This window comes from Nonomuraea sp. GTA35, assembly GCF_041950525.1.
In the GTDB taxonomy this organism is placed as follows: Bacteria; Actinomycetota; Actinomycetes; order Streptosporangiales; family Streptosporangiaceae; genus Nonomuraea.
This window is the reverse complement of the sequence record NZ_JBGNUV010000020.1, coordinates 110,612-131,621: the sequence shown is the minus strand read 5'-3', so window position 1 is coordinate 131,621 and position 21,010 is coordinate 110,612. Positions and strand designations below refer to the sequence as shown.

Annotated in this window: 21 protein-coding genes; 6 read left to right on the top strand and 15 right to left on the bottom strand. The window is 71.0% G+C overall.

The window, feature by feature from the left end; translation table 11 throughout:
* The first annotated feature begins 55 nt into the window (after positions 1–55).
* Positions 56–1,054, top strand: coding sequence for a hypothetical protein (locus tag ACBJ32_RS52895; RefSeq protein WP_375133333.1), 999 nt, complete (start codon positions 56–58; stop codon positions 1,052–1,054).
* Here ACBJ32_RS52895 and ACBJ32_RS52890 read toward each other — a convergent pair.
* Both ACBJ32_RS52890 and ACBJ32_RS52885 read right to left on the bottom strand, forming a co-directional pair.
* On the bottom strand, positions 1,033–1,905 hold the full coding sequence (locus ACBJ32_RS52890; protein ID WP_375133332.1) for a DUF6492 family protein: 873 nt from the start codon (positions 1,903–1,905) through the stop codon (positions 1,033–1,035). The genes ACBJ32_RS52895 and ACBJ32_RS52890 overlap by 22 nt on opposite strands.
* Complete coding sequence (locus ACBJ32_RS52885) at positions 1,902–2,786, bottom strand: DUF6492 family protein (RefSeq protein ID WP_357888592.1); 885 nt, start codon at positions 2,784–2,786, stop codon at positions 1,902–1,904. The genes ACBJ32_RS52890 and ACBJ32_RS52885 overlap by 4 nt, the downstream gene beginning before the upstream one ends.
* Positions 2,787–2,931: 145 nt before the next feature.
* Between ACBJ32_RS52885 and ACBJ32_RS52880 the strand changes: the two genes are divergently transcribed.
* Both ACBJ32_RS52880 and ACBJ32_RS52875 read left to right on the top strand, forming a co-directional pair.
* Complete coding sequence (locus ACBJ32_RS52880) at positions 2,932–3,660, top strand: hypothetical protein (protein ID WP_375133331.1); 729 nt, start codon at positions 2,932–2,934, stop codon at positions 3,658–3,660.
* A 3-nt stretch (positions 3,661–3,663) separates the two neighbouring features.
* A complete protein-coding gene (locus tag ACBJ32_RS52875) occupies positions 3,664–5,010 on the top strand; it encodes an O-antigen ligase family protein (protein WP_375133330.1) in 1,347 nt (448 codons plus the stop codon).
* On the opposite strand, the gene ACBJ32_RS52870 is transcribed toward ACBJ32_RS52875, so the two are convergent.
* Together ACBJ32_RS52870 and ACBJ32_RS52865 are read right to left on the bottom strand one after the other, a co-directional pair.
* Positions 4,959–5,867 carry a hypothetical protein gene (locus ACBJ32_RS52870; protein ID WP_375133329.1) on the bottom strand — a complete coding sequence of 303 codons (909 nt, stop codon included), beginning with the start codon at positions 5,865–5,867 and terminating at the stop codon, positions 4,959–4,961. The genes ACBJ32_RS52875 and ACBJ32_RS52870 overlap by 52 nt on opposite strands.
* 12 nt (positions 5,868–5,879) lie before the next feature.
* Positions 5,880–6,428 (bottom strand): dTDP-4-dehydrorhamnose 3,5-epimerase family protein, encoded by a 549-nt coding sequence (locus ACBJ32_RS52865; RefSeq protein WP_375133328.1) that lies wholly within the window; start codon positions 6,426–6,428, stop codon positions 5,880–5,882.
* Positions 6,429–6,457: 29 nt separating this feature from the next.
* Between ACBJ32_RS52865 and ACBJ32_RS52860 the strand changes: the two genes are divergently transcribed.
* Entirely contained in the window at positions 6,458–7,303 is an 846-nt protein-coding gene (locus tag ACBJ32_RS52860; protein WP_375133327.1) for a glycosyltransferase, read from the top strand.
* Here ACBJ32_RS52860 and ACBJ32_RS52855 read toward each other — a convergent pair.
* The 11 genes from ACBJ32_RS52855 to ACBJ32_RS52805 form a co-directional block, all read right to left on the bottom strand.
* Entirely contained in the window at positions 7,276–8,469 is a 1,194-nt protein-coding gene (locus ACBJ32_RS52855) for a glycosyltransferase family 4 protein (protein ID WP_375133326.1), read from the bottom strand. The two genes, ACBJ32_RS52860 and ACBJ32_RS52855, sit on opposite strands and share 28 nt — an antisense overlap.
* Positions 8,459–9,766 (bottom strand): nucleotide sugar dehydrogenase, encoded by a 1,308-nt coding sequence (locus ACBJ32_RS52850; RefSeq protein WP_357888612.1) that lies wholly within the window; start codon positions 9,764–9,766, stop codon positions 8,459–8,461. Before ACBJ32_RS52850 ends, ACBJ32_RS52855 begins: the two co-directional genes overlap by 11 nt.
* 103 nt (positions 9,767–9,869) lie before the next feature.
* A complete protein-coding gene (locus ACBJ32_RS52845; RefSeq protein ID WP_375133325.1) occupies positions 9,870–10,865 on the bottom strand; it encodes a GNAT family N-acetyltransferase in 996 nt (331 codons plus the stop codon).
* Complete coding sequence (locus ACBJ32_RS52840) at positions 10,862–11,764, bottom strand: glycosyltransferase family 2 protein (protein ID WP_375133324.1); 903 nt, start codon at positions 11,762–11,764, stop codon at positions 10,862–10,864. The genes ACBJ32_RS52845 and ACBJ32_RS52840 overlap by 4 nt, the downstream gene beginning before the upstream one ends.
* Complete coding sequence (locus ACBJ32_RS52835; RefSeq protein WP_375133323.1) at positions 11,764–12,423, bottom strand: polysaccharide deacetylase family protein; 660 nt, start codon at positions 12,421–12,423, stop codon at positions 11,764–11,766. The genes ACBJ32_RS52840 and ACBJ32_RS52835 overlap by 1 nt, the downstream gene beginning before the upstream one ends.
* Before the next feature lie 55 nt (positions 12,424–12,478).
* Positions 12,479–13,360 carry an NAD-dependent epimerase/dehydratase family protein gene (locus ACBJ32_RS52830; protein ID WP_375133322.1) on the bottom strand — a complete coding sequence of 294 codons (882 nt, stop codon included), beginning with the start codon at positions 13,358–13,360 and terminating at the stop codon, positions 12,479–12,481.
* An 11-nt stretch (positions 13,361–13,371) separates the two neighbouring features.
* Entirely contained in the window at positions 13,372–14,325 is a 954-nt protein-coding gene (locus tag ACBJ32_RS52825; RefSeq protein WP_375133321.1) for a hypothetical protein, read from the bottom strand.
* Positions 14,326–14,345: 20 nt separating this feature from the next.
* A complete protein-coding gene (locus ACBJ32_RS52820; RefSeq protein ID WP_357888630.1) occupies positions 14,346–15,392 on the bottom strand; it encodes a 2-oxoacid:ferredoxin oxidoreductase subunit beta in 1,047 nt (348 codons plus the stop codon).
* A complete protein-coding gene (locus ACBJ32_RS52815; protein ID WP_375133320.1) occupies positions 15,385–17,229 on the bottom strand; it encodes a 2-oxoacid:acceptor oxidoreductase subunit alpha in 1,845 nt (614 codons plus the stop codon). The genes ACBJ32_RS52820 and ACBJ32_RS52815 overlap by 8 nt, the downstream gene beginning before the upstream one ends.
* Before the next feature lie 126 nt (positions 17,230–17,355).
* Complete coding sequence (locus tag ACBJ32_RS52810; protein ID WP_350669203.1) at positions 17,356–17,445, bottom strand: putative leader peptide; 90 nt, start codon at positions 17,443–17,445, stop codon at positions 17,356–17,358.
* A 33-nt stretch (positions 17,446–17,478) separates the two neighbouring features.
* On the bottom strand, positions 17,479–18,954 hold the full coding sequence (locus tag ACBJ32_RS52805; RefSeq protein WP_375133319.1) for a polysaccharide deacetylase family protein: 1,476 nt from the start codon (positions 18,952–18,954) through the stop codon (positions 17,479–17,481).
* A 109-nt stretch (positions 18,955–19,063) separates the two neighbouring features.
* On the opposite strand from ACBJ32_RS52805, the gene ACBJ32_RS52800 reads away from it, so the two are divergent.
* Positions 19,064–19,435 (top strand): NADH-quinone oxidoreductase subunit A, encoded by a 372-nt coding sequence (locus ACBJ32_RS52800; RefSeq protein ID WP_357888639.1) that lies wholly within the window; start codon positions 19,064–19,066, stop codon positions 19,433–19,435.
* Between the two features lie 35 nt (positions 19,436–19,470).
* A complete protein-coding gene (locus ACBJ32_RS52795; protein WP_375133318.1) occupies positions 19,471–21,000 on the top strand; it encodes a M48 family metallopeptidase in 1,530 nt (509 codons plus the stop codon).
* Positions 21,001–21,010: the final 10 nt, after the last annotated feature.

Here is a 21,010-nt window from a genome sequence, read left to right as displayed (position 1 = left end):
TGAGCAGAGCGATTTCCCGTTTGCATCGATACAAAAGTCGACGGGGGCGGAAATAGTGCGCTTCTGGAAGGCCATCCTTGGTCTGGCCCGGAAGAAGTTCGTGGGGCCGCCTGTCGCCGTCGCGGCCATCGGCCTCGCCCTGGCGGCGTACCTCCTGATGCCGAGCCGGTACGTCTCGACCGCCTCCATGGTGCTCACCGTGCCCGCCACCGGCGGCACGCTGGAGACCGAGCCGGCGAGCAAGCCCGGCCTGACCAACCCGCTGCTGCAGTTCAACGACGCGTTGCGGACCACCGCGGGCATCCTGATCCTGGCCACCAACACGGCCGACGTCTACAAGGAGATCGGCGCGCCCGAGAGCGGGCCCACCGTCGTGACCATCAACGACGGCCGGACCAACCCCGACCTGCTGAGCATCAGCACCAACGGGCCCTTCATCTACGTCGAGGTGGAGGGCGACGATCCCGCCACGGTGCGCGAGGTCATGCGCAAGGCCCAGGTGCGGGTGCGGCTGGAGCTGGCCAGGCGGCAGACGGCGCTGGACGCGCCGATCAGCACGCACATCGGGATCATGGACGTGATGCCCGCCTCGGGCCCCAGGGCCGCCCTCGGCGACCGCCTGGTGTACGCGGTATCCGGCGGCGTGTTCGGTCTGATCGCCGGGATCGGCGTGGCCTACGGCGTCCAGCGGGTGCGCTGGGCACGCGCCCAGCCCGAGACGGCGCCCGAGTCAGGGACAGGGCCTGGACCCGAGACAGGGCCAGGGCCGGGGCCTGAGGCAGGGCCAGGCCCCGAGACCGGCCCCAGGTCCGAGCCGGAGATCTGGGCCGAGGTCGTCGCCGAGCAGCCGGGAACGGAGAGCGTGCCCGGGGAGAAACCCGGGCAGGCGCTCAACGGCTCCCGGCCGCACCCGCCGGCCACCGCCGCGGGCTTCCCCCTGACGGTGGAGGAGCTGGCGCAGGAGCAGACGGGACCGATCCAAGTGGTCAAGGACGAGGACGAGCCGGCCGGGAAGGGCGAGGACGGCGACGGTCAGCTCGACTCGACGACCTGAGCGCACCTCCTGATGGCGGCCTGCCTGGCCTCCATCGGGGTGTGCGACTTGGCCGAGATCATCATCCCGACCGCCTCCTGCGGCAGCCGGTCGGCGAAGGCGACGGCCTGGGCCTCGTCCCACGGCTCGTGGTTGTAGCTCAGGTGGCAGATCGAGGTGTTGATCGGCGGGTCGGCCTTCAGCACCTCGTCCACGAAGACGCCGTACAGGATGAACTCCGAGACGTGCAGCCGCGCGTTGAACGCGTCGAGCCAGTCGCGGCCGGTCACCTGGGAGATCCGCCGCTGCATGGCCCGGACGATCTCCGGGTCCCAGAACGTCAGCGCGGTCACGTAGTCGGGCAGCGGCGGTGGCGGCGCCGGAGGCAGGCCGAGCAGTTCGCGGGCCACCTGGTGCCAGATGACGTGCCGCTCCATCCCGGCCGTCACGCCGTTCTCCAGCCGGTACAGGCACAGCCGCCCGTCTCTGGTGAAGGACTCGGCGCTGGTCGGGCGGACCAGCACGGCGTCGGAGTCCACGATGAGCAGGGCGTCGGCGTCGATCAGCCCCACCGAGGCGATCTTGACCGTCTGCTGCATCACCCAGCCGCGCAGCGGCGGCCACGGGCGGCGGTAGTTGACGTACACGTCGGTGCCCGGCATGCGCAGGTACCTGCGCGGCAGCAGCTCCGAGCGCACCCACACGTGGCAGCGCGGCCCCTCGAACCTGGCGAACGCCTCGCGGTCGCCGGGCGGCACGAAGACGTGGTGGATGGTGTCCTGTGAGGTGTACTCGAGCACGGATCGGTGCAGGTCGGCGAACAGCTCGGCGTCCAGGGCGTAGGAGGGCGTGATGACCGCCAGCTTGCTCACGGATGACTCCCGTCGGGTCCGGTGATCTGGGAGCATCGCTCGATCGCCGCCAACCTGGCCGCCATGGGCGTGTCCGACTTGGCCGAGATCATCATCCCCACCGCGTCGTGAGGCAGCAGGTCGGCGAAGGCGATGGCTCCGGCAGGGTCGAGAGGGGTGCGATCCCACCGGTTGTGGCAGATCGCGGTGTTGACCGGAGGTACGGCCCCGAGCACCTCGTCCACGAACACGCCGTAGACGATGAACTCCGAGACCTGCAGGTGCGAGATGAAGGCGGACAACCAGTCCCGCCCTGTCGCCTCGGTGATCCGCCGCTGCATCTCGCGCACCACGGCCGGATCCCAGCACGCCAGCGAGCTGACGTAGTCCGGCAGGGGCGGCGACGCGGGCGCCGGCAGGCCCAGCAGCTCGCGGGCCACCCGGTGCCAGGTGACGTGGTCGGTCATGAGGTCGTGCACGCCGCCGTCCATCCGGAACATGCAGACCCGGCCGTCCTTGATGAACAGGTCGGGCGTGGCCTCGCGGACCAGGACCACGTCGGAGTCGGCGACCAGCACCACCTTCGCGTCGAGCCGCGCCGTCACCGCCATCTTCACGGCCTGCTGCGCCACCCAGCCGCGCAGCGGCGGCCACGGCCGTCCGGGATCGATCCACACGCCGGCCACGGGCACCCGGACGATCCGGCGGGGCAGGATCTCGGCGTAGGTCCAGATCCGGCAGCGGGGGCCCGCGTACCGGGCGAACAGCCGGCGGTCAGAGCCGGGCACGACCACGTGGTGCACCGTGTCGTCGGAGGTGTGCGCGAGCACGGATCGGTGCAGGTGGGCGAAGAGCTCGGCGTCAGGGGCGTACGTGGGCGTGACCACGGCCAGTGCGCTCATGAAAAGTGATCTCCGTCCCCCGCCGGGTGTAAGGACGCCCCTCGTACTCCATATCGCCCCGTAATGGGTGGTGTTACAGGGTTTTGTGTAACGCTCCACACCAGCCGGGCGACATGTATGAGGCGGGACTCGCGAGGGAGGGCGCGTGGATTTCTGGGGGACCATCCTCGTGCTGTTCCGGCGATGGTACGTCGCCCTGCCCGCCTTCCTGGCGGCCGTCGGAGCCGCCTTCTACGCCTACTCCACGATCCCGGTCACCTACACCACGACCGCCGTCCTCGTGCTCACCGCGCCCACCAGCGGCGGCATCCTGCCGCCCGACCCCGACCAGCCCATCCCCAGGGTCAACCCGCTGCTGAACTTCGACCACGGGCTCGACGTGGCCGCCTCCATCCTGATCAGCGTCATGAGCACGCCGGACATGGTGGCCGCGATGGGGGTCACGAGCGGCGGCCCCACCACGTACGCGGTCACGAACGGCACCAACAACCTGGAGTCGCTGGCCACGGGGCCGCTGGTGTTCGTCGAGGGGGAGAGCCGGACGCCGGAGGAGGCCACGCGGATCGCGCGCAAGGCCATCGACCGCATCGAGCAGGAGCTGAACGTGCGCCAGCGGCAGGTGCAGGCGCCCGAGGGCACGTACATCACGATCAGCGAGGCCGTGCCGCCGACCACGCCGGCCCCCCAGCAGGGCAGGAAGCTGCGCTCCGCCGCCTCGGCGCTGGGCCTTGGGGTCATCGCCTCGCTGTGCGGGGCGTTCGCCGCGGAGAGCCTGTCAGGGCCGCTGAGCGGCGCTCTGGCTCGCCTGCGCAGGCGCGGGCAGCCACCGGCTCCGGAGCGGGAGCTGGTCACCTCGTCGAAGACGGGGGAGTAGACGATGGCCGTCGCGGGCGCGCCGCCGCTGCCCGGCCGCGCCGACGGGGCCACGGTCGCCGCGATCTTCGCGGCGGTGCTGCTGATCGTGCCCGCGCGGCTGGTGCTGAAGGGGCTGCCGCTCTCGCTCACCCCGGCCAACGTGGTGAGCCTGGGCGCGGCGCTGCTGTGGTTGTGCGCGCAGTTCACCCTCACGCTGGGCGTGGCCAAGGGGCGCAACCCCGTGCGTACGGCGCTGTTCGCGTACTTCACCTCGATGGTGGCCACCTACGGGTTCTCCACCTGGGGATACCTGGACTCCGACGAGCTGAACCTGAGCGATCACGCGTTCGTCCTGGTGATCGCCCTGGTCGGCATCGCGCTGGCGGTCTGCGACGGGGTGCGCGACCGGCGGCGGCTGGACTTCCTGCTGCAGACACTGGTGGTCGGCGGCGCGGTGATCTCCGTGATCGCGGCCTTCCAGTTCCTGCTCTCCATCGACCTGACCAGGTTCCTGGAGCTGCCGATCCTGCGCTACACCAGCGAGGGTGACTCGTTCGTGCTGGAGCGGGCCGACCTGCGCCGCGTGGCCGCGACCACCGGGCATCCCATCGAGTTCGGCGTCACCTGCGCCATCCTGCTGCCGCTGGCCGTGCACTACGCCGGCCAGGCGCGGCTGCGGGGCGAGCCCGCGCTGCGCTGGTGGGTGTGCACGGCGCTGATCGGGTGCGGCCTGATGTTCTCCGTGTCGCGCTCGGCCATGCTCAGCCTCGCCGTGGTGGGGGCGGTGCTGTTCGCGGGGTGGTCGTGGCGGCGGCGGGGGTACACGCTGCTGATCGCCGCCGCGTTCCTGGTGGTCATCAGGATCACGGTGCCGGGCCTGCTCGGGGCGATCACCGGGCTCTTCTCCAACATCGGCAACGACGAGAGCATCCAGTACCGCACGCACGACTACGCCGTCGCGGGCCAGGAGATCGGCCGGCACTTCTGGCTCGGCCGCGGCCTGGGCACCTGGTACGCCCCCAAGCACCAGATCTTCGACAACCAGTACATCCTGTCGATGGTCGAGACCGGACTGTTCGGCACCGTCACGTTCGCCGCGATCTTCGCGGTGGCCTGCTACGCCGCCCTGCGGGCCCGGCACCTCAGCACCGACGCCGGCGACCGCGACCTCGGCCTGACCATCGCCGCCGTCATGCTCGTGCCGCTCGTCGGGTCGTTCACCTTCGACCTGCTGTCCTTCCACACCGTCACCGGCCTGGCGTTCGTCCTGGCCGGCGCGGCGGGCGCGCTGCTGCGCGCGGCCAGGGCCGAGCCGGGTCAGCTCTCTCCCGCGCAGGCCAGCGGGCCGACGATCGAGGTGACCCGATAGTTCTCGTCGATGATGACCAGCTCGTTGCCGGCCCACTCCGTCCTGGCGCACTCGGAGTCCACCGGCCCGTACACCCACGACTTGTCCACCAGCTTGTTGCCGCGCACCACCTGCTTGCCGCCCGCGTTGCGCACCTGGATGCTGTACGTGCCGCCCATGACGAGGTTGTCGGTCACCACCACGTCCCGCGACTTCCCGTCCACCAGGAAGATCGGCGCGGTGATGTCCTTGGCCTCCCGCTGGTCGACGGTGTTGTGGTGGAACAGCAGGCCCTTGCCGCCGTTGTAGGCCTGGATGCCGTCGGAGTGGTCGCCCGGCCGCGAGCAGAGCTTGACGTAGGAGTCGCGGATCTCCACGTCGTCGCCCGAGACGCGGAAGCCGTCGCTGTGCCCCTGCACCAGCACCCTGGTCGCCTTGTACTTGTCGTGGCCGATCCCGGGCAGCGGCTCGCACTTGTCCGTGGTGCCCACCGTGGAGTCGGTGATCGTGAACCGGAACGACTGCGGCCCGTCGGCGTTGATCACGTCCCCGTCGATCACGCTGTTCCTGACCGTCACGTCGTCGGCGTGGATCAGCAGGTGGCCGGGGACGTGCACGCCGTCGAGCACGGCGCCGGGCCTGCGTACGCGGAGGGCGACGTCCTCCGTGTTGAGCGTGACCTTGGTCAGCGCGGTCCCGCGCAGCGCGCCCGTGCAGGCGGGCGTCGGATGGTCGGGGCAGGAGGAGCCGTCGGGCCGGACGATCGCGGGCGGCGGGGACGACCGGGTCGGCGGCGCAGGCGGCGGATCGGCCGGGGCGGCCTGGCAGGCCACCGGCGTCATCGCCGCCACGAGGAGCAGGAGAGCACGTCCGCGCATTGCCGCCACCTCTCAGGCGCCCAGCCTGGGCAGCAGCTCGGCCCAGGAGCCCGCGTCCAGATCGCGCCGGCTGACCTCCGCCGCCGCGAGCGGCCAGGCTATCGCCAGGTCCGGATCGTCGTGGCGCACCGCCAGATCCTCGCTCGGATCGTGCTCCCTGTCGATGCGGTAGCACGTGTCGGCCTGCTCGGTGAGCGCCTGGAAGCCGTGCAGCAGGCCCGGGGGCACGTAGAGCGTGACGAAGTCCTCGTCGTCCAGGCGCACCGCCATGCTGCGGCCGAACGTGGGCGAGTGCGGCCTGGCGTCCACCAGCACGTCGTGCACCGCGCCCCGCGCGCACCGCACCAGCTTGGCCTCGCCCCTGCCGGAGCGCCCGTGCAGGCCGCGGATCACGCCCTTGCGCGACCTGGACTGGCTGTCCTGGATGAACGCGCAGGGGTCCAGGCCCGCGCCGGCGGCCACGGCCGCGTCGAAGGTCCTGGTGAACAGGCCGCGGCTGTCGCGGTGCGGCACCGGGGTGAACAGCAGTACCCCGTCGAGCTCGCCCTGCTCCACTTTCATGTCCCGTCCCTCCTGGAAGGCGTCGTCCGATGAAGCCTGTGGTCAGCGTCGTGATCCCGGCGCACAACGAGGAGGCCGTGGTCCCGGCGGGGCTGGACCTGCTGCTCGCGGGGACCGAGCCGGGGGAGTTCGACGTCGTGGTGGTGGCCAACGGCTGCTCCGACGGCACGGCGACGGCCGCGGCGCGGCCCGGCGTGCGCGTGCTGGAGACGCCGGCCGCGGGCAAGGCCGGCGCGCTGCGCCTGGGCGACGCCGCCTGCCGCGCCTTCCCGCGCGTCTACCTGGACGCCGACGTGCGCCTCGACGCGGACTCCGTACGGGCGCTGGCGCGGGCGGCGGGCCGGCCGGGCGTGCTGGCCTGCGCGCCGGTGCCGGAGTGGGACCTGCGCGGCACCGGGCCGGTGATCCGCCGGGTGCACCGGGTGCACGACCGGCTCATCGCGCCCACCCGGGCGCTGGCCGGAGTGGGCGTGTACGTGCTCAACGAGCGGGGACACGAGCGGGCCTTCCCGGTGCCCGACGTGATCTCCGACGACGGCTGGGTGGACGGTTGCTTCACCGGCTCCGAACGCGTCGTCGTGACCGGGGCCAGGTCCGTGGTGCGGCCCCCGCGTACGGTCAGGGCCCACCTGCGCAGGCGGATCCGGGTCCGCCAGGGCAACCGGCAACTCGCGGCGCTCGGCAGGCAGGGGCGCCCCCTGCGGCTCGGGGCGCTCGGCCGGCTGCTGGTAGCGCGCGAGGTCGGCCCGCTCGACGCCGCCTGCTACCTGGCCGTGCTCGCGATGGACCGGCTGCTGACCAGGCTCCGCCGCGGCCCGGCCGGCTGGGGCACCGACGCGGGCAGCCGTCACCGCGACCCCACGGCAGCCTCGTAGGCCGCCAGCAGGGCTGTCTTCGAGTGCTCCCAGGACAGCGGGCCCGCCACGCGCTCGCGGCCGATCTCGCCCATCCGCCGCCGCTCGTCCGGGTCGTCCAGCAACCGGACGATCAGCTTGGCGAACTCCGACTCGTCGTTGGCGGGCGCGTACAGCGCCGCCTCGCCCGCCGAGACGCGGGCCTCGCGTAACTCGAAGGAGACGATGGGCCTGGACATGGCCATGTACTCCATGACCTTGTTCATGGTGGAGACGTCGTTGAGCGGGTTGAGCGGGTCGGGCGACAGGCACACGTCGGCCGTCGAGAGGTAGCGCATCAGGTCCTCGTCCGGGATGCGGCCGGTGAACTCGACGCAGTCGCCCAGGCCCAGCTCCCGCGAGAGCGCCACCATCGCGTCGAACGTGTCGCCGCCGCCGACGAACACGGCGTGCCAGTCCGTCCTGCCGTGCTCCTCCCGCAACCTGGCGAGGCTGCGCAGCGCGTAGTCCACGCCGTCCTGCGGGCCCATCACACCGAGGTAGCACAGCAGGTACGGCTTCCCGCGCCGGACCGACTCGTCGGGCGGCACCTGGTGGAAACGCTCGACCACGGGCGCGCTGCGCACCACGAACACGTCCTCCGGCCGCTTGCCGCCCCTGCTCAGCGCGATCTGCCGGTAACTCTCGTTGGTCGCGATGACGACGTGCGCCGCCCGGTACGTCAGCCGCTCCGCCAGCAGCACCCCCCGGTACAGCACGTCCCTGCCCCGCCCGAACCGCGACAGGTACAGCTCGGGCACCAGGTCGTGCTGGTCGAAGACGAACCGCGTGCCGCGCCGCCGCATGGCCAGCGCGACCAGGAAGAACAGATCGGGCGGGTTGCAGCCGTGCACGACGTCGAACCGTCCCAGCCTCCTGGCGAGGCGGAAGGTGTGCCACAGCGCGGAGCCGTACTCCTTGACGAACCCGATCGGCCCGCCGGTGGCCGCGCGCAGCGGGTAGCGGTGGATGTGGACGCCGTCGAGGACGACCTCCGCCTCGGTGTCCTGCTTGCTGCCCTTCGGGCAGATGACGTGCACCTCCCAACCGGCCTGGCGCAGGGCGGTGCTCTCCTGCCAGACCCGCCGGTCGAGCGGTACGGAGAGGTTCTCGACGAGGATGAGCGCTCTACCAGCTCTACCAGCCAATGCCTGTGTAGTCCCTTCTGCCCCGTTGGGTTTCCGCGTCGGGAAGGCGTACGAGGTCGACGATCACGCGGTCGCCCGCGCGGGCCAGCGCCTCCAGCACCGGCGCGTCCTTGGACCCGACCACGCACACCTCGGCGTGCTCCAGCACCTCCTCCACCGAGTCGGCGAGCAGGTCGCCCAGGTGGGGCAGGCGCTCGGCGATGTAGGCCCTGTTGGCGCCGACGAGGCGCGACAGGGACACGTTCGCGTCGTAGATGCGCAGGTCGTAGCCCTTGCCGAGGAGCCGTTCCGCCAGCTCGACCAGCGGGCTCTCGCGCAGGTCGTCGGTGCCGGGCTTGAACGACAGGCCGAAGACGCCGATCCGGCGCCTGCCCGGCGCGGTGACCAGCTCGAAGGCGCGCTGCAGGTGGGCGTCGTTGGCGGGCAGCACGTGCGACAGCAGCGGGACGGACACGTCGGCCTTCCTGGCCGCGTAGACCAGGCCGCGCAGGTCCTTGGGCAGGCAGGAGCCGCCGAAGGCGAAGCCGGGCCGCAGGTAGGCGGGGCTGATGTTGAGCTTGCGGTCGGCCAGGAAGACGTCCATGACGCGGTGCGAGTCGAGCCCCATGGCCTGGCAGATGGCGCCGATCTCGTTGGCGAAGCCGATCTTGACCGCATGAAAGGCGTTGTCCGCATATTTCGTCATTTCGGCTATCGGGATCGGCACCCGGAAGACCTCGCCGGGCAGGCCCTCGTACAGGGCCGCCACCACGCCCCCCGAGACCTCGTCCGACTCGCCGATCACCGTCTTGGGCGGCGCGAAGAAGTCGCGCACGCTGGTGCCCTCGCGCAGGAACTCCGGGTTGACCGCCACCCCGAAGTCCACCCCCGCCCGCATGCCCGACGACAGCTCCAGGATCGGCACCAGCAGCTCGGCGCAGGTGCCGGGCAACATCGTGCTGCGGAAGACCACCACGTGCCCGGGCCGCAGCGCCCGGCCGATCTGCTCGGCCACCCGCTCCAGGTACGTCGTGGACAGGCTGCCGTTCGGCGCCGACGGGGTGCCCACGCAGACCAGCGACACCTCGCTGCCCGCGACCGCCTCGGCCGCGTCGGTGGTGGCCCGCAACAGGCCGTCGGCGGTCGTCTTGGCGATCAGCTCGCCGATGCGCTCCTCGACGATCGTCGCCTGCCCGTGGTTGATCAGATCGACCTTGTCCGGATTCACGTCCACCCCGGTCACCTGATGTCCCATGGAGGCCAGGCAGGCCGCCGAGACGCACCCCACGTAACCGAGCCCGAAGACACTGATCCGCATGAGCTGCCCTCCGTGTTGGACCGTCTACCGTGGACCGTCTTTGGAGGGCAGCGCGTGATTCCCCCCGCCTCCAAGGGATATGTCGGGCATGCGTATTGGAACGTTACCGACTTCTCGGTAAACGTCCGTTTCTTGCCATCGCCCTGGCCCGGGCGACGGCTGTCACCGCGGCGCGGCGCAGCGGGTTGCGGGTCACGATCCCCTGGCACACCACGCTCTCGCCGGTCCTGGCGCGCCGCTTGTACTCGTCCTCGCCCCGGCCCAGATCGATCCTGGTGACCCCGAGCGCCGGCGAGGCGGCGACCAGCTCGCGCAGCAGGATCCAGCCGGGCGACAGCTTCGCCAGCTCCGGGTCGTAGACCGGGAACCACCAGTGCAGCACCCCGCCGGACCGCAGCCCGAAGTGCGCCGCCAGCAGCCGCGAGCCGGCGTGCACGGTGGACAGCACGCCGCCGAAGCCCGGGTCGCGGGTCTTCAGCAGACTCTCCAGCAGCCGGACGCGCCCCGGCTCGGCGAAGTAGTCCTGCGCGCCGGTCGCGGCGTACTGGGCGCGCTTGAGCTCGATCACCCGCGCCAGCGCCTCCGCGTCGGTCGAGTCGGCCTCGAACCGCACCTCGCCGAGCTCCCGCCCGGCCCTGGCGGCCCGCCGCCTGGCCTGCCCCATGTTGTCCTTGCCGCTCTTGGAGGCCCGGCCCAGATAGCCGTCCAGCCCGCCGGTGACGTCCAGGTACGGCGACGGCCTGCGCGTGACCACCCACCGCTCGAACCCGGGCGCCTGCTCGATCAGATGGTCGAACGCGTAGCCGCTCGCGCCGTTCCCCAGCAGGTCCAGCGGCTGGAACGGGGCGCCCGCGGCCAGGATCGGCCCCTGGAAGTCCGCGCCGGGCCAGCCGACCGGCCGCAGCAGCCGCCCGTCCCTGTGGTGCGGCACGAACACGCCGTCGCCCACCGCCACGTGCACGGTCCGGCCGCAGGCGTGCACGGCCGCCGAGAAGCCGGGATGGAAGTACGGGCTGTCCAGCGCCGGATTGCCGGCCCGCACCTCCTCCCAGGTGTCCAGCTCGCCCATGGTGAGCGCGTCGAAGCTCCTGACGTTCATCGGGGGAGCACCGTGACCCGCCGGGAGGGCCGCAGCAGCGCCGCCACGCTGGCCCTGGACGTACGCCGGCCCGCCAGCGCCCGCACGGCCTCACCGGCCAGCACCGCCAGGAAGTACGCCGTCCCCGGCACCGGCCCGTGCCGCCGCCGGTACAGGCGGACCTTGTTCACGACGAGCATGGAGGCCAGCATCGGATTCACCCCTGAGTCGCCGCCGATGTGCTCGATCACCGACGCGGGCTCGTACCAGGTGGCGTAGCCCAGGTCGGCGGCCCGCAGGCAGTAGTCCGTCTCCTCGCTGTAGAGCAGGAACGACTCGTCCCACGGCCCCACCTCGCGGATGACCCGGGGCGAGATCAGCATGGCCGCCCCCGTCGCCCAGGCGAACGCGCCCGGCTCCGCGTAGTCGCGCGGATCGGTCACCAGCTCGCCCAGCTTCCCGATCCGCCCGGCCAGCCCGCCACCGACCACGGCCTCGGCCAGCGCCCGGCCCACGGTCGGCATCCGGCGCAGCGACGGTTGCAAGGTGCCGTCGGGATTGACCATGTACGGCACCGCGATGCCCCTGCCCGGCTCCCGCAGGCAGTCCAGCAGCGGCGCGATCGCCCCGGCCCGCAGGCGGCAGTCCGGGTTGAGCACGTAGACGCCGTCGAGGCGGTCCAGATCGAGCGCGGCGATCCCGGCGTTGATCGCCGCCGCGTACCCGGCGTTCCTGCCCACCCGCACCACGGTGACTCCGGCCTTCTCCGCGATGGCGGCGGAGTCGTCCCTGGAGGCGTTGTCGGCCACCACGACCTCGGCCAGCTCCACGCCCTCCGCCCCCCGGGGCAGCGAGTCCAGGCAACCCGGCAGCACGTCGGCGCTGTTGTAGGTGACGATGACGACCGCGGCCCTGCGCATCAACGCACCCGCTTGTACAGCCGCATGCCCAGCTTGCCCGCCCGGCGGCCGAGCGAGGGCCCGTCCAGCACCCGGCCGATCCAGGAGGCGTCGAGGTCGTGCCTGAGGCTGTTGCGCGCCTGCAGCCAGGAGCCGGGCCTGGCCTTGCCGCCGTCGCTGGTGTAGGCCCTGGTCACGCCGGCGTGGCGTAACCGGCGCAGCACGCGCCTGTCGTACGAGCCGAACGGGATCGCCACCCGCGACACCGGCGCGCCGGTCAGCTCGCCGAGCACCTCATGGGCCCGCTCCAGCTCCTCGGCGGCCTGGCTCGCGCTGATCGTCCGCCAGTCGCGGTGCGCCCAGCCGTGCGAGCCGACGCGCATGCCCTTGCCGACCAGCTCGCGCACGCCGTCGGCGTCCAGCCTGCCCGGCTCGCCGAGCAGTCCGGCCAGCACGAAGAACTCCGCCTTCAACCCGCGCTCCAGCAGCCGGGGGAGTGCGATCTCCACGTCGGAGGCGTTGCCGTCGTCGAAGGTGAGGCGTACGTCCGGCCGGCCGGCCACCGCGTCCACCACCCGCTCGAACTGCTCGACCGACACCCACGTCGTGTCCTCGCCCCGATCCAGCTCCCGGGTCGTCTCTCCGATGCCGTGCACGGTCAGATTCGTCACCGCACGCATCCCGCCCCCCGATCAGAGTGCCGCCAGGAGTGTTATCGCCGTCCCGGATGGACCGTTACACGCGCTTTGAATGCCATTCGACGGTTTTTGTGAGCCCCTCGGTCAGAGAGGTGACGGGCCGCCAGCCCAGGACCCGCGCGGCCGGCTCGATGTCCGAGCGCTGCGTGCGGTCCAGCGGCCTGGCCGCCACCGCCCCGTACACCGGACGGCCGGGGCCCCCGACGATCCCGGCGATCAGGTCCGCGGTGTGGCGGATGGAGACGGGCTCGGGGGTGCCGATGTCCAGGACGTGCCCGGCCGCCTCGCCGCCCGCCCCCGCCCTGACGAACGCGTCCACGACGTCCTCGACGTACACCCAGGTGACGAGCCTGGTGCCGGAGGTCAGCTCGGGCGACTCGCCGCGCAGCAGGGCCGCCGTCACGTACGGCACCAGCCTGCGCAGGTTCGGCTCGCCGGGCCCGTACACCATGGCCACGCGCAGCACGGAAACCGGGACCTGCCACAGGGCGTGGTACATGCGGGCGTAGCCGGTCGCGGCCGCCTTGGCCGCCGCGTACGGCGAGCCGGGGGCCGCGCCGTCGCGTGGCTCCTCCACCGAGCCCGCCAGCACCACGCTGCGCACGCCGGTGCCGGTCACCGCCGTCAGCAGGTTCACCGCGGCGCCCAGGTTGGCGGCCAGGGTCGGGGCCACGACCGCCGGCTCGCGGACCCCGGTGACCTCGCTGGCCAGGTGGAAGACCACCTCGGGGCGGACCCGCCCGACCAGCTCGGCGGTGGCGGCGGCGTCGCTCAGATCCACCTGGTGCCACCGCTCCCGGGCCGTGCTCCCGCGGCTGACCGCGTGCACCTGCGCGCCCAGGTCGTCGAGGCGCCGGACGAGATGAGCTCCGATGAAACCGGTCGCGCCCGTCACCAGGGCCCGCGTCCCCTGCCACATACGGCCTGCCTTCAGTCGTGTCGTTCGGGTGCCGGTATGGGATCGCCGGTGTCGTGCCAGACGTTTCCCTCCGTCGCCCTGAGCTGCGACCGGGTGCTCAGCAGGATCGGGCAGTCGTGCGCCGAGTTGCGCCCGAACCGGTTGCCCGTCACGCGCTGGCCGGTCAGCGGGCGGCCCAGCGGCGTGTGGTCGATGTTGACGACGCAGCCGCCGCCGTCGAGATAGTTGCCCTCCACGCGCAGCTCGTCGGCCGAGGACTGCACGGCCGCGTTCGGGTCCGTCGTGGTGGACAGGTCGATCGTGTTGTGCCGCAGCGTGACGCCGGTCTGGTCGGCGAAGGCCTGCACGCCGTCGTTGTGCGTGGGCTCCCCGCCCTGGTCGGGGTCGCTGGCGAACCAGCTCAGGTCGTGGATCCAGGAGTCCTGCACGAGGGTGCCGGTGTGGGCCTTGATCCCGTCCACGGTGCCGCGGAACTCCGAGCGGTAGATCTTCGTGTGCGCGGCCCAGATGCCGTCGATCGAGGCGGACGGGTGGGTGGGGTGGAACTCGGAGTCCTCCACCACGGTGCCGCGGGCGTGCTCGGTGTCGAGCAGCGGGCGTACGTCCTGGGTGGGGCCGCCGCGGAAGACGCACTTCCTGAAGGTCACGTTCCTGGCGGTCACCACGACGAAGCCGTAGAAGACCCTGCCCTCGACGACCTCGCCGTCCTCGGCGAAGGTCTGGTCGCCGACGACCTCGGTGAGCGGGGTGCCGGGCGGCACGCCGGTCGTGTCAGCGCCGGGAAAGCTCGCGGGGACCTGTACGGAAGGGGCGCTCGCCTGTACGGAAGGCGTGCTCGCTTGCTCGGAAGGCGCGATGGCCGATTCGGCCGCCTGCCGGCTCGGGGTGCCGAGCTGCTGCGCGGCGGTCACGACCAGTGCCAGGGCGGCGACCGCGGCTATGACATACCACCACGTCTTCGCCACCCCGGCATAGTCGCGAAAAATCAGCCGATACGCCAGGTGTCGCCACCCAGCAGCAGCTCGCTCAGGTCGCCGGGGCCCTTCTGCGCCACGGACTCCTCCAGCTGCTCGGACATCAGCGACTCGTACGAGGGCCGGTCCACGCTGCGGAAGATGCCGATCGGCACGTGCTCGAAGGCCGGCTCGTCGAGCCTGCTGAGCGCGAACGCCACCGACGGGTCGGGGTTGTGCGCGTCGTGCACGAGGATCTCGCCCTCGCTCACGCTGTCACGGGCCACGACCTCGACGCCGCCGTTCGCGCCGCGCACGACGGCCTTCGAGGCGCTCACGATCGGCTGCCCGTGCTCCAGGCGCAGCGTGATGTCGTCGCGGACCTCGGGATCCTTGAGCTGCTCGAAGGCGTTGTCGTTGAAGATGTTGCAGTTCTGGTAGATCTCGACCAGCGACGTGCCGCGGTGCGCGGTGGCCTCGCGCAGCACCGACTGCAGGTGCTTGCGGTCGGAGTCGATGGTCCTGGCCACGAACGACGCCTCGGCGCCGATGGCCAGCGAGATCGGGTTGAACGGCTTGTCCAGCGAGCCCATCGGCGTCGACTTGGTGATCTTGCCGACCTCGGAGGTGGGCGAGTACTGGCCCTTCGTCAGACCGTAGATCCGGTTGTTGAACAGCAGGATGTTCAGGTTGACGTTGCGGCGCAGCGCGTGGATCAGGTGGTTGCCGCCGATCGACAGCGCGTCACCGTCACCGGTGATCACCCACACGCTCAGGTCGGGCCTGCTCGCCGCCAGCCCGGTGGCGATCGCCGGCGCCCGGCCGTGGATGGAGTGGAAGCCGTAGGTGTTCAGGTAGTACGGGAACCGCGAGGAGCACCCGATGCCGGAGACGAACACGATGTTCTCGCGCTTGAGCCCCAGCTCGGGCAGGAAGCTCTGCACCGCGGCCAGGATCGCGTAGTCGCCGCAGCCCGGGCACCAGCGCACCTCCTGGTCGGACTTGAAGTCCTTCAGGCCCTGCTTCACGTCGGTCTTCGGGACGAGCGACAGGCCCTTCCCATTGACGAGCTCAGTCACTGTCGATCACGTCCTGGATGACTCCGGCCAGCTCCTCGGCCTTGAACGGGAGCCCGCGCACACGGTTGTAGCTGATCACGTCCACGAGGTACCTGGCCCGCAGCAGCAGCGCGAGCTGGCCGAGGTTGATCTCGGGCAGCAGCACCTTGTCGTAGCGCTTGAGCACCTCGCCGGTGTTGGCGGGCAGCGGGTTGAGGTGGCGCAGGTGAGCCTGGGCGACCTTGCCGCCCGCGCGCCTGATGCGCCGCGCGGCGGCGGCGATCGGCCCGTACGTCGATCCCCACCCGAGCACGAGCACCTTCGCGTCGCCGTCGGGGTCGTCCACCACGAGGTCGGGGACGTCGATCCCGGCGATCTTGGCGGCCCGCGTGCGGACCATCAGGTCGTGGTTGTTCGGGTCGTAGGAGATGTTGCCGGTGCCGTCGGCCTTCTCGATGCCGCCGATGCGGTGCTCGAGCCCGGGAGTGCCGGGGATGGCCCACGGGCGGGCGAGCGTCTCGGTGTCACGCTTGTAGGGCAGGAACTCGCCGTCGGCGCCGTTCGGCTCGGCTGTGAACTCCTGCGAAATGTCAGGCAAGTCGGAAACTTCGGGCAGGCGCCAGGGCTCCGAGCCGTTGGCCAGGTAGCCGTCCGAGAGCAGCATGACCGGCGTGCGGTACTTGACCGCGATCCTGGCCGCCTCGACCGCCGCGTCGAAGCAGTCGCTCGGCGACATCGGCGCCACGATCGGCACCGGCGACTCGCCGTTGCGCCCGAACATGGCCATCAACAGGTCCGTCTGCTCGGTCTTGGTCGGCATGCCCGTGCTCGGCCCCGCCCGCTGCACGTCCACGATGATCAAGGGCAGCTCGGTCATGACCGCCAGGCCGACCGTCTCACCCTTCAGCACCACACCCGGACCGCTCGTCGTCGTCACACCCAGCGCGCCGCCGAACGCGGCCCCGAGCGCCGCCCCGACGCCGGCGATCTCGTCCTCCGCCTGGAACGTGCGAATTCCGAACCGCTTGTGCTTCGACAACTCGTGCAGGATGTCGCTGGCCGGCGTGATCGGGTACGACCCGAGGAACAGCGGCAGCTTCGACTGCACGCTCGCGGCGATCAAACCGTAGGCCAGCGCCTGGTTACCGGAGATGTTGCGGTAGACGCCCGGTGCCAGCTGCGCGGGCTTGACCTCGTACGAGACCGAGAACGACTCGGTCGTCTCGCCGTAGTTCCAGCCTGCCTGGAAGGCCGCGATGTTCGCCTTGGCGAGATCGGGCTTCTTGGCGAACTTCTGCTCCAGGAACTTGATCGTCTGCTCGGTCGGCCGGTGGTAGAGCCACGACAGCAGGCCGAGGGCGAACATGTTCTTCGACCGCTCGGCGTCCTTCTTGGACAGGTCGAAGCCCTCGAGAGCCTTGACGGTGAGCGAGGTCAGCGGCACCGCGTGCACGCGCCACTCGCTGAGCGAGTCGTCCTCCAGCGGGTTGGCGTCGTAGCCGACCTTCTGCAGGTTGCGCTTGGTGAACTCGTCGGTGTTCGCGATGATGTCCGCGCCCCTGGGCAGGTCGCCCAGGTTGGCCTTGAGCGCGGCGGGGTTCATGGCCACGAGCACGTTCGGCGCGTCACCGGGCGTGAGGATGTCGTGGTCGGCGAAGTGCAACTGGAAACTCGACACGCCGGGCAGGGTGCCTGCGGGCGCGCGGATCTCCGCTGGGAAGTTGGGGAGCGTCGACAGGTCGTTGCCGAACTCCGCCGTGCCGGCGGTGAAACGGTCGCCGGTCAGCTGCATGCCGTCGCCGGAGTCCCCAGCGAATCTGATGATCACGCGGTCGAGTTGCTGGACCTGCTTCGTCACAGCTCAGTCCTCCTCGACGCGCCGATGCGCGGTTGCTTCGGGCGCGTTCTCTGTTTCCATGCTAGATCCTCGGAAGGTCACGCGTTTGCATGCCGCCAAAAGCGGGTAAACGCGATCGGAGTTCAGTCAGGGTGAGGTGCGAGAACGACGACACAGTCCGGACGCGAGCCTGCAGAGGTCTACATGCAGGCGGGCGAACAGGACGGTTCGGGTCACGAGCGCCAACTATACGTCCCCCCAACACGTGCGCTACGTCAGGGGCTGCTTACCCGGCAGCTCGTTCCCTGACCTGTACAGGCGTCCGGCCTGCATCCCCGCAGAGCCGTACAACTCAGGAACGGTCACCAAGCTGTAACCCTTCCCGCGCAACCTTTTGAGGATGTCCGGAACCGCATCCACGGTTTCCCGATGAATGTCGTGCATGAGAATGATCGCACCTGGATGCGCTTCGCGCACGGTCCGGTCCGCGATGTCTTTCGCCTTGTCCCCGTCCTGATCCTTCGCGTCCACGTCCCAGGTGACCAGGGCCAGCCCCATCTCGCGGGCGACGTTGCCCACCTGCTGGCTCACCGCCCCGTACGGCGGCCGCACCAGCTTCGGCGTCTGCCCGATGATCGCCGACACCGCGTCCCCGGTCTTGGCGATCGTTTCAGTGATTTTGCTACTGCCCTGTTTCGACAGGTCCCTATGGGCCCAGGTGTGGTTCCCGACGAGGTGACCCTCCACGCTCATCCGCCGCAGCAGCGCCGGCTGCGCCGTCGCGTTGCTGCCCACGGTGAAGAACGTGGCCCGTGCCCGCCCCTCCTTGAGCAGGTCGAGCAGCCTGCCCGTGTACGGCCCCGGCCCGTCGTCGAACGTCAGCGCCACGCACTTGACCTTCGCGCAGTCCACGCTGCCGGCCCGGTTGCTGACGGCGTCGGGGCTGTGCGCGGGGGCGAAGTCGGGGCTGTCCACGCTGCCGGTGCGTGGCTCCCGCGCGCTCTCCTGCGCCTGCCGTCCCAGCCTCGACAGCAACGGCGCCACCTGCTCGGCGGGCACCGCAACGGCCACCCGGCCCAGCGAGCACGGCCCGATCTGGCAGTCGTCGAACTCGACGACGAGGTCCCCGCGGCGGTTGAACGCCATCGAGTCGAACTCGTCGTCCGCTGCCGTCACGCTGTCGTGCTCGACGTGGTTGCCGCGCTCCTTGAGCTGCTCCCTGACCAGCGCCGCCAGCCGGACCAGCGCGGGGTGCCCCTCCAGCAGCCCGGTGGAGCCGGCCGCTTCGCGGGTGCGGGGGTCGAACCAGAACGTACGCGTGGAGTTGGCCCAGCTCTCGCCCTGGAACTCGCCGGTGCGCAGCCGCACCGCGACGGCCTCGGGAGAGGCGGCGGCCAGCTGCCAGTCCACGTTCAGCTCGGGGCGCGGGCTCACCGGCTCGATCCCGCGGTTCCTGGCCCTGAAGTCACGCAACTGGCGCTCGGCCTGGGCGCGCAGCTCGCGGTTGAGCGCGGTGGCGCCGGCGAACTCCGGGTAGTCGATGTGCACGTACCTGCTGCCGGGGGAGTCTCCCTCGGTCAGGGTCCTGGTGGACAGGCCGATGACGGTCGCGGGGTCGACGAAGTCGATCGCCGTCGGCTCTGCCGGAACCACCACGTCTCTCCCGGGGGAGGCGGCGGCCAGAGCGCACCCTGAGGCCGAGAGGGCCAGCAGAGCGATTCCGGAGAAGAATCGCGATTTGTGCATGCCTGTCAGGGTATGGCTCCGATCTTACGATTTACCCCGATTTTGTGTGAAAGCTCCGGACACTTTGACCACACTGGGTACTCCGAGGGACTCGGGTTACCATCGCCTCATGGACGGCTACTACGGGTCCTACGTGCTCGTCGCCGCGCTCCTCGCCCTCGGCGTCGCCATCGTGGCCGGCGCCCTGTTCGCCAACCGTCTCCTCCGCCCGAGCCGCCCCACCCCGGAGAAGCTGACCACGTACGAGTGCGGGGTCGATCCCGTGGGGGAGGGCTGGGCACAGTCGCAGGTGCGTTACTACGTCTTCACGTACCTGTACGTCGTCTTCGCCGTGGACGCCGTCTTCCTGTTTCCCTGGGCCACCGTCTTCGACGCGCCCGGCTACGGGATGACCACGCTGGTGGAGATGTTCGTGTTCCTGGGGTTCATCGCGCTGGGCATCCTGTACGCCTGGCGCAAGCGGGTTCTCACCTGGACGTAGTGGCTCGGCTCGGGGGCTGGCTATCTTGCTGTGCCATGTCCGCCTGCCCCGAGTGCGACCAGCCGCTCACGGCCGAGCCGCCCTATCCCGAGTGGTGCTCGTCCTGCGACTGGAACGTCGTCCGTCCGGGCTCGTCCGGTGTCGTCGCTCCCCGGAGGGCTCGATTCGCCCGCTTACAGGCTCGCCTGGTCCGAGGGCTGCACGAGGACGTGCTCCGCTCCCACCCCACACCCCCTGCCACCGCCGACCCCTTCCCCACAGCCGGCCACCTCCCGACCCCCGGCCACCTCCCCGCGAGCGGTCATCTTCCGGCCACCGGTCGCCTCCCCGCGACCGGCCACCTTCCGGCCACCGGCCACATTTCCGAGACCGGGCATACGACCGACGCCCGGCACGCCCCCGTCACCAGCCACCTCCGCGAGGCCGCACACGTCCCCGAGCCCGGCCACGCCACGGATGAGACCCACACCAGCCAGGACGTCGCCACTTCGGGCGGAGTCACCGCTGCCCTCGACAACAACGACCCCGCCGCTTCACCCGGGATCGCTCGCGCCGCCGTCTACACCCTCGCCCTCCTGACCCACCTCCTCACCCCGGCCTTCCTCCTCCTCGGCATCTACCTCCTGACCCGCGGCTCCCTCTTCGCCATCCTCCCGGCCCTCGTGGCGCTCGACCTGGCCTGGCTCCTGCGCCCCCGCGCCGCCCCCTTCCCGCCGGACACCCGGCCCCTCACCCGGGAGACGGCCCCACACCTGTTCGCCCTGCTCGACCGCATCGGCGCCGAGGTGGGCGCCCCGCGTACCGACGTGGTGGCCGTCAGCGGCGAGGTGAACGCCTCATCCCGCACGTACGGCTGGCGCCGCCGCCCGGTGATCGAGATCGGCTACCCGATGTGGCTGATCCTCACCCCGCAGGAACGCATCGGCCTCCTTGCCCACGAAATGGCCCATTCGAGCAACGGCGACAGCCGCCACGGATTCGTCGTGGGCAGCGCCTACCACTCCCTCGCCGTGCTGGCCGACGTGACCCGCTTCGACTGGCGGGTAGGGGACGGCCTGGCCGGCCTCGTCGCCGAATCCCTGCTCGCCGTGCTCGGTCTCCCCGTCCGCGGCCTCATGGTGGCGATGGAACTCCTGCTGTACCGCTCGTCCCAGCGCGCCGAGTACCGCGCCGACGAGCTGGGCGCCCGCGTCGCGGGCACGTCCGCCATGACCTCGCTCCTGGACGCCACGAACACCCGAGCGCCTTCCGCCATCAGCTTCCTGGAGACCAGCGCGCACACCGCCAAGCCCGAGCACCTGTGGACGGCCCTGCGCACCTCCGTCGACGCCGTTCCCGCCTCGGAGCTGGAGCGCCGCCGCCGCGCCGCCCGCCTGGAGGAACTCCGGGTCGATCGCACCCATCCGCCCACGTACCTGCGGATGGAGTGGGTGGCCGCGTTGCCGTACACGGAGGGGCGGGTGCCGGTCGGCGACGGCCCGGCGATCGACAAGGAACTCGAGACGGTCGCGCTCCGGGTGGCACAGACGATCAGAGAGAACGCCGAATCAGCCCTCTACCACTGATCGGCACGGT

Coding starts and splice junctions, on each gene's coding strand:
- ACBJ32_RS52875 (WP_375133330.1), top strand. CDS start 3,664: ATGGCCGTCGCGGGCGCGCCGCCGCTGCCCGGCCGCGCCGACGGGGCC.
- ACBJ32_RS52835 (WP_375133323.1), bottom strand. CDS start 12,423: ATGCGTGCGGTGACGAATCTGACCGTGCACGGCATCGGAGAGACGACC.
- ACBJ32_RS52805 (WP_375133319.1), bottom strand. CDS start 18,954: ATGCACAAATCGCGATTCTTCTCCGGAATCGCTCTGCTGGCCCTCTCG.
- ACBJ32_RS52830 (WP_375133322.1), bottom strand. CDS start 13,360: ATGTGGCAGGGGACGCGGGCCCTGGTGACGGGCGCGACCGGTTTCATC.
- ACBJ32_RS52870 (WP_375133329.1), bottom strand. CDS start 5,867: ATGCGCGGACGTGCTCTCCTGCTCCTCGTGGCGGCGATGACGCCGGTG.
- ACBJ32_RS52795 (WP_375133318.1), top strand. CDS start 19,471: ATGTCCGCCTGCCCCGAGTGCGACCAGCCGCTCACGGCCGAGCCGCCC.
- ACBJ32_RS52845 (WP_375133325.1), bottom strand. CDS start 10,865: ATGAACGTCAGGAGCTTCGACGCGCTCACCATGGGCGAGCTGGACACC.
- ACBJ32_RS52800 (WP_357888639.1), top strand. CDS start 19,064: ATGGACGGCTACTACGGGTCCTACGTGCTCGTCGCCGCGCTCCTCGCC.
- ACBJ32_RS52885 (WP_357888592.1), bottom strand. CDS start 2,786: ATGAGCGCACTGGCCGTGGTCACGCCCACGTACGCCCCTGACGCCGAG.
- ACBJ32_RS52850 (WP_357888612.1), bottom strand. CDS start 9,766: ATGCGGATCAGTGTCTTCGGGCTCGGTTACGTGGGGTGCGTCTCGGCG.
- ACBJ32_RS52865 (WP_375133328.1), bottom strand. CDS start 6,428: ATGAAAGTGGAGCAGGGCGAGCTCGACGGGGTACTGCTGTTCACCCCG.
- ACBJ32_RS52860 (WP_375133327.1), top strand. CDS start 6,458: ATGAAGCCTGTGGTCAGCGTCGTGATCCCGGCGCACAACGAGGAGGCC.
- ACBJ32_RS52840 (WP_375133324.1), bottom strand. CDS start 11,764: ATGCGCAGGGCCGCGGTCGTCATCGTCACCTACAACAGCGCCGACGTG.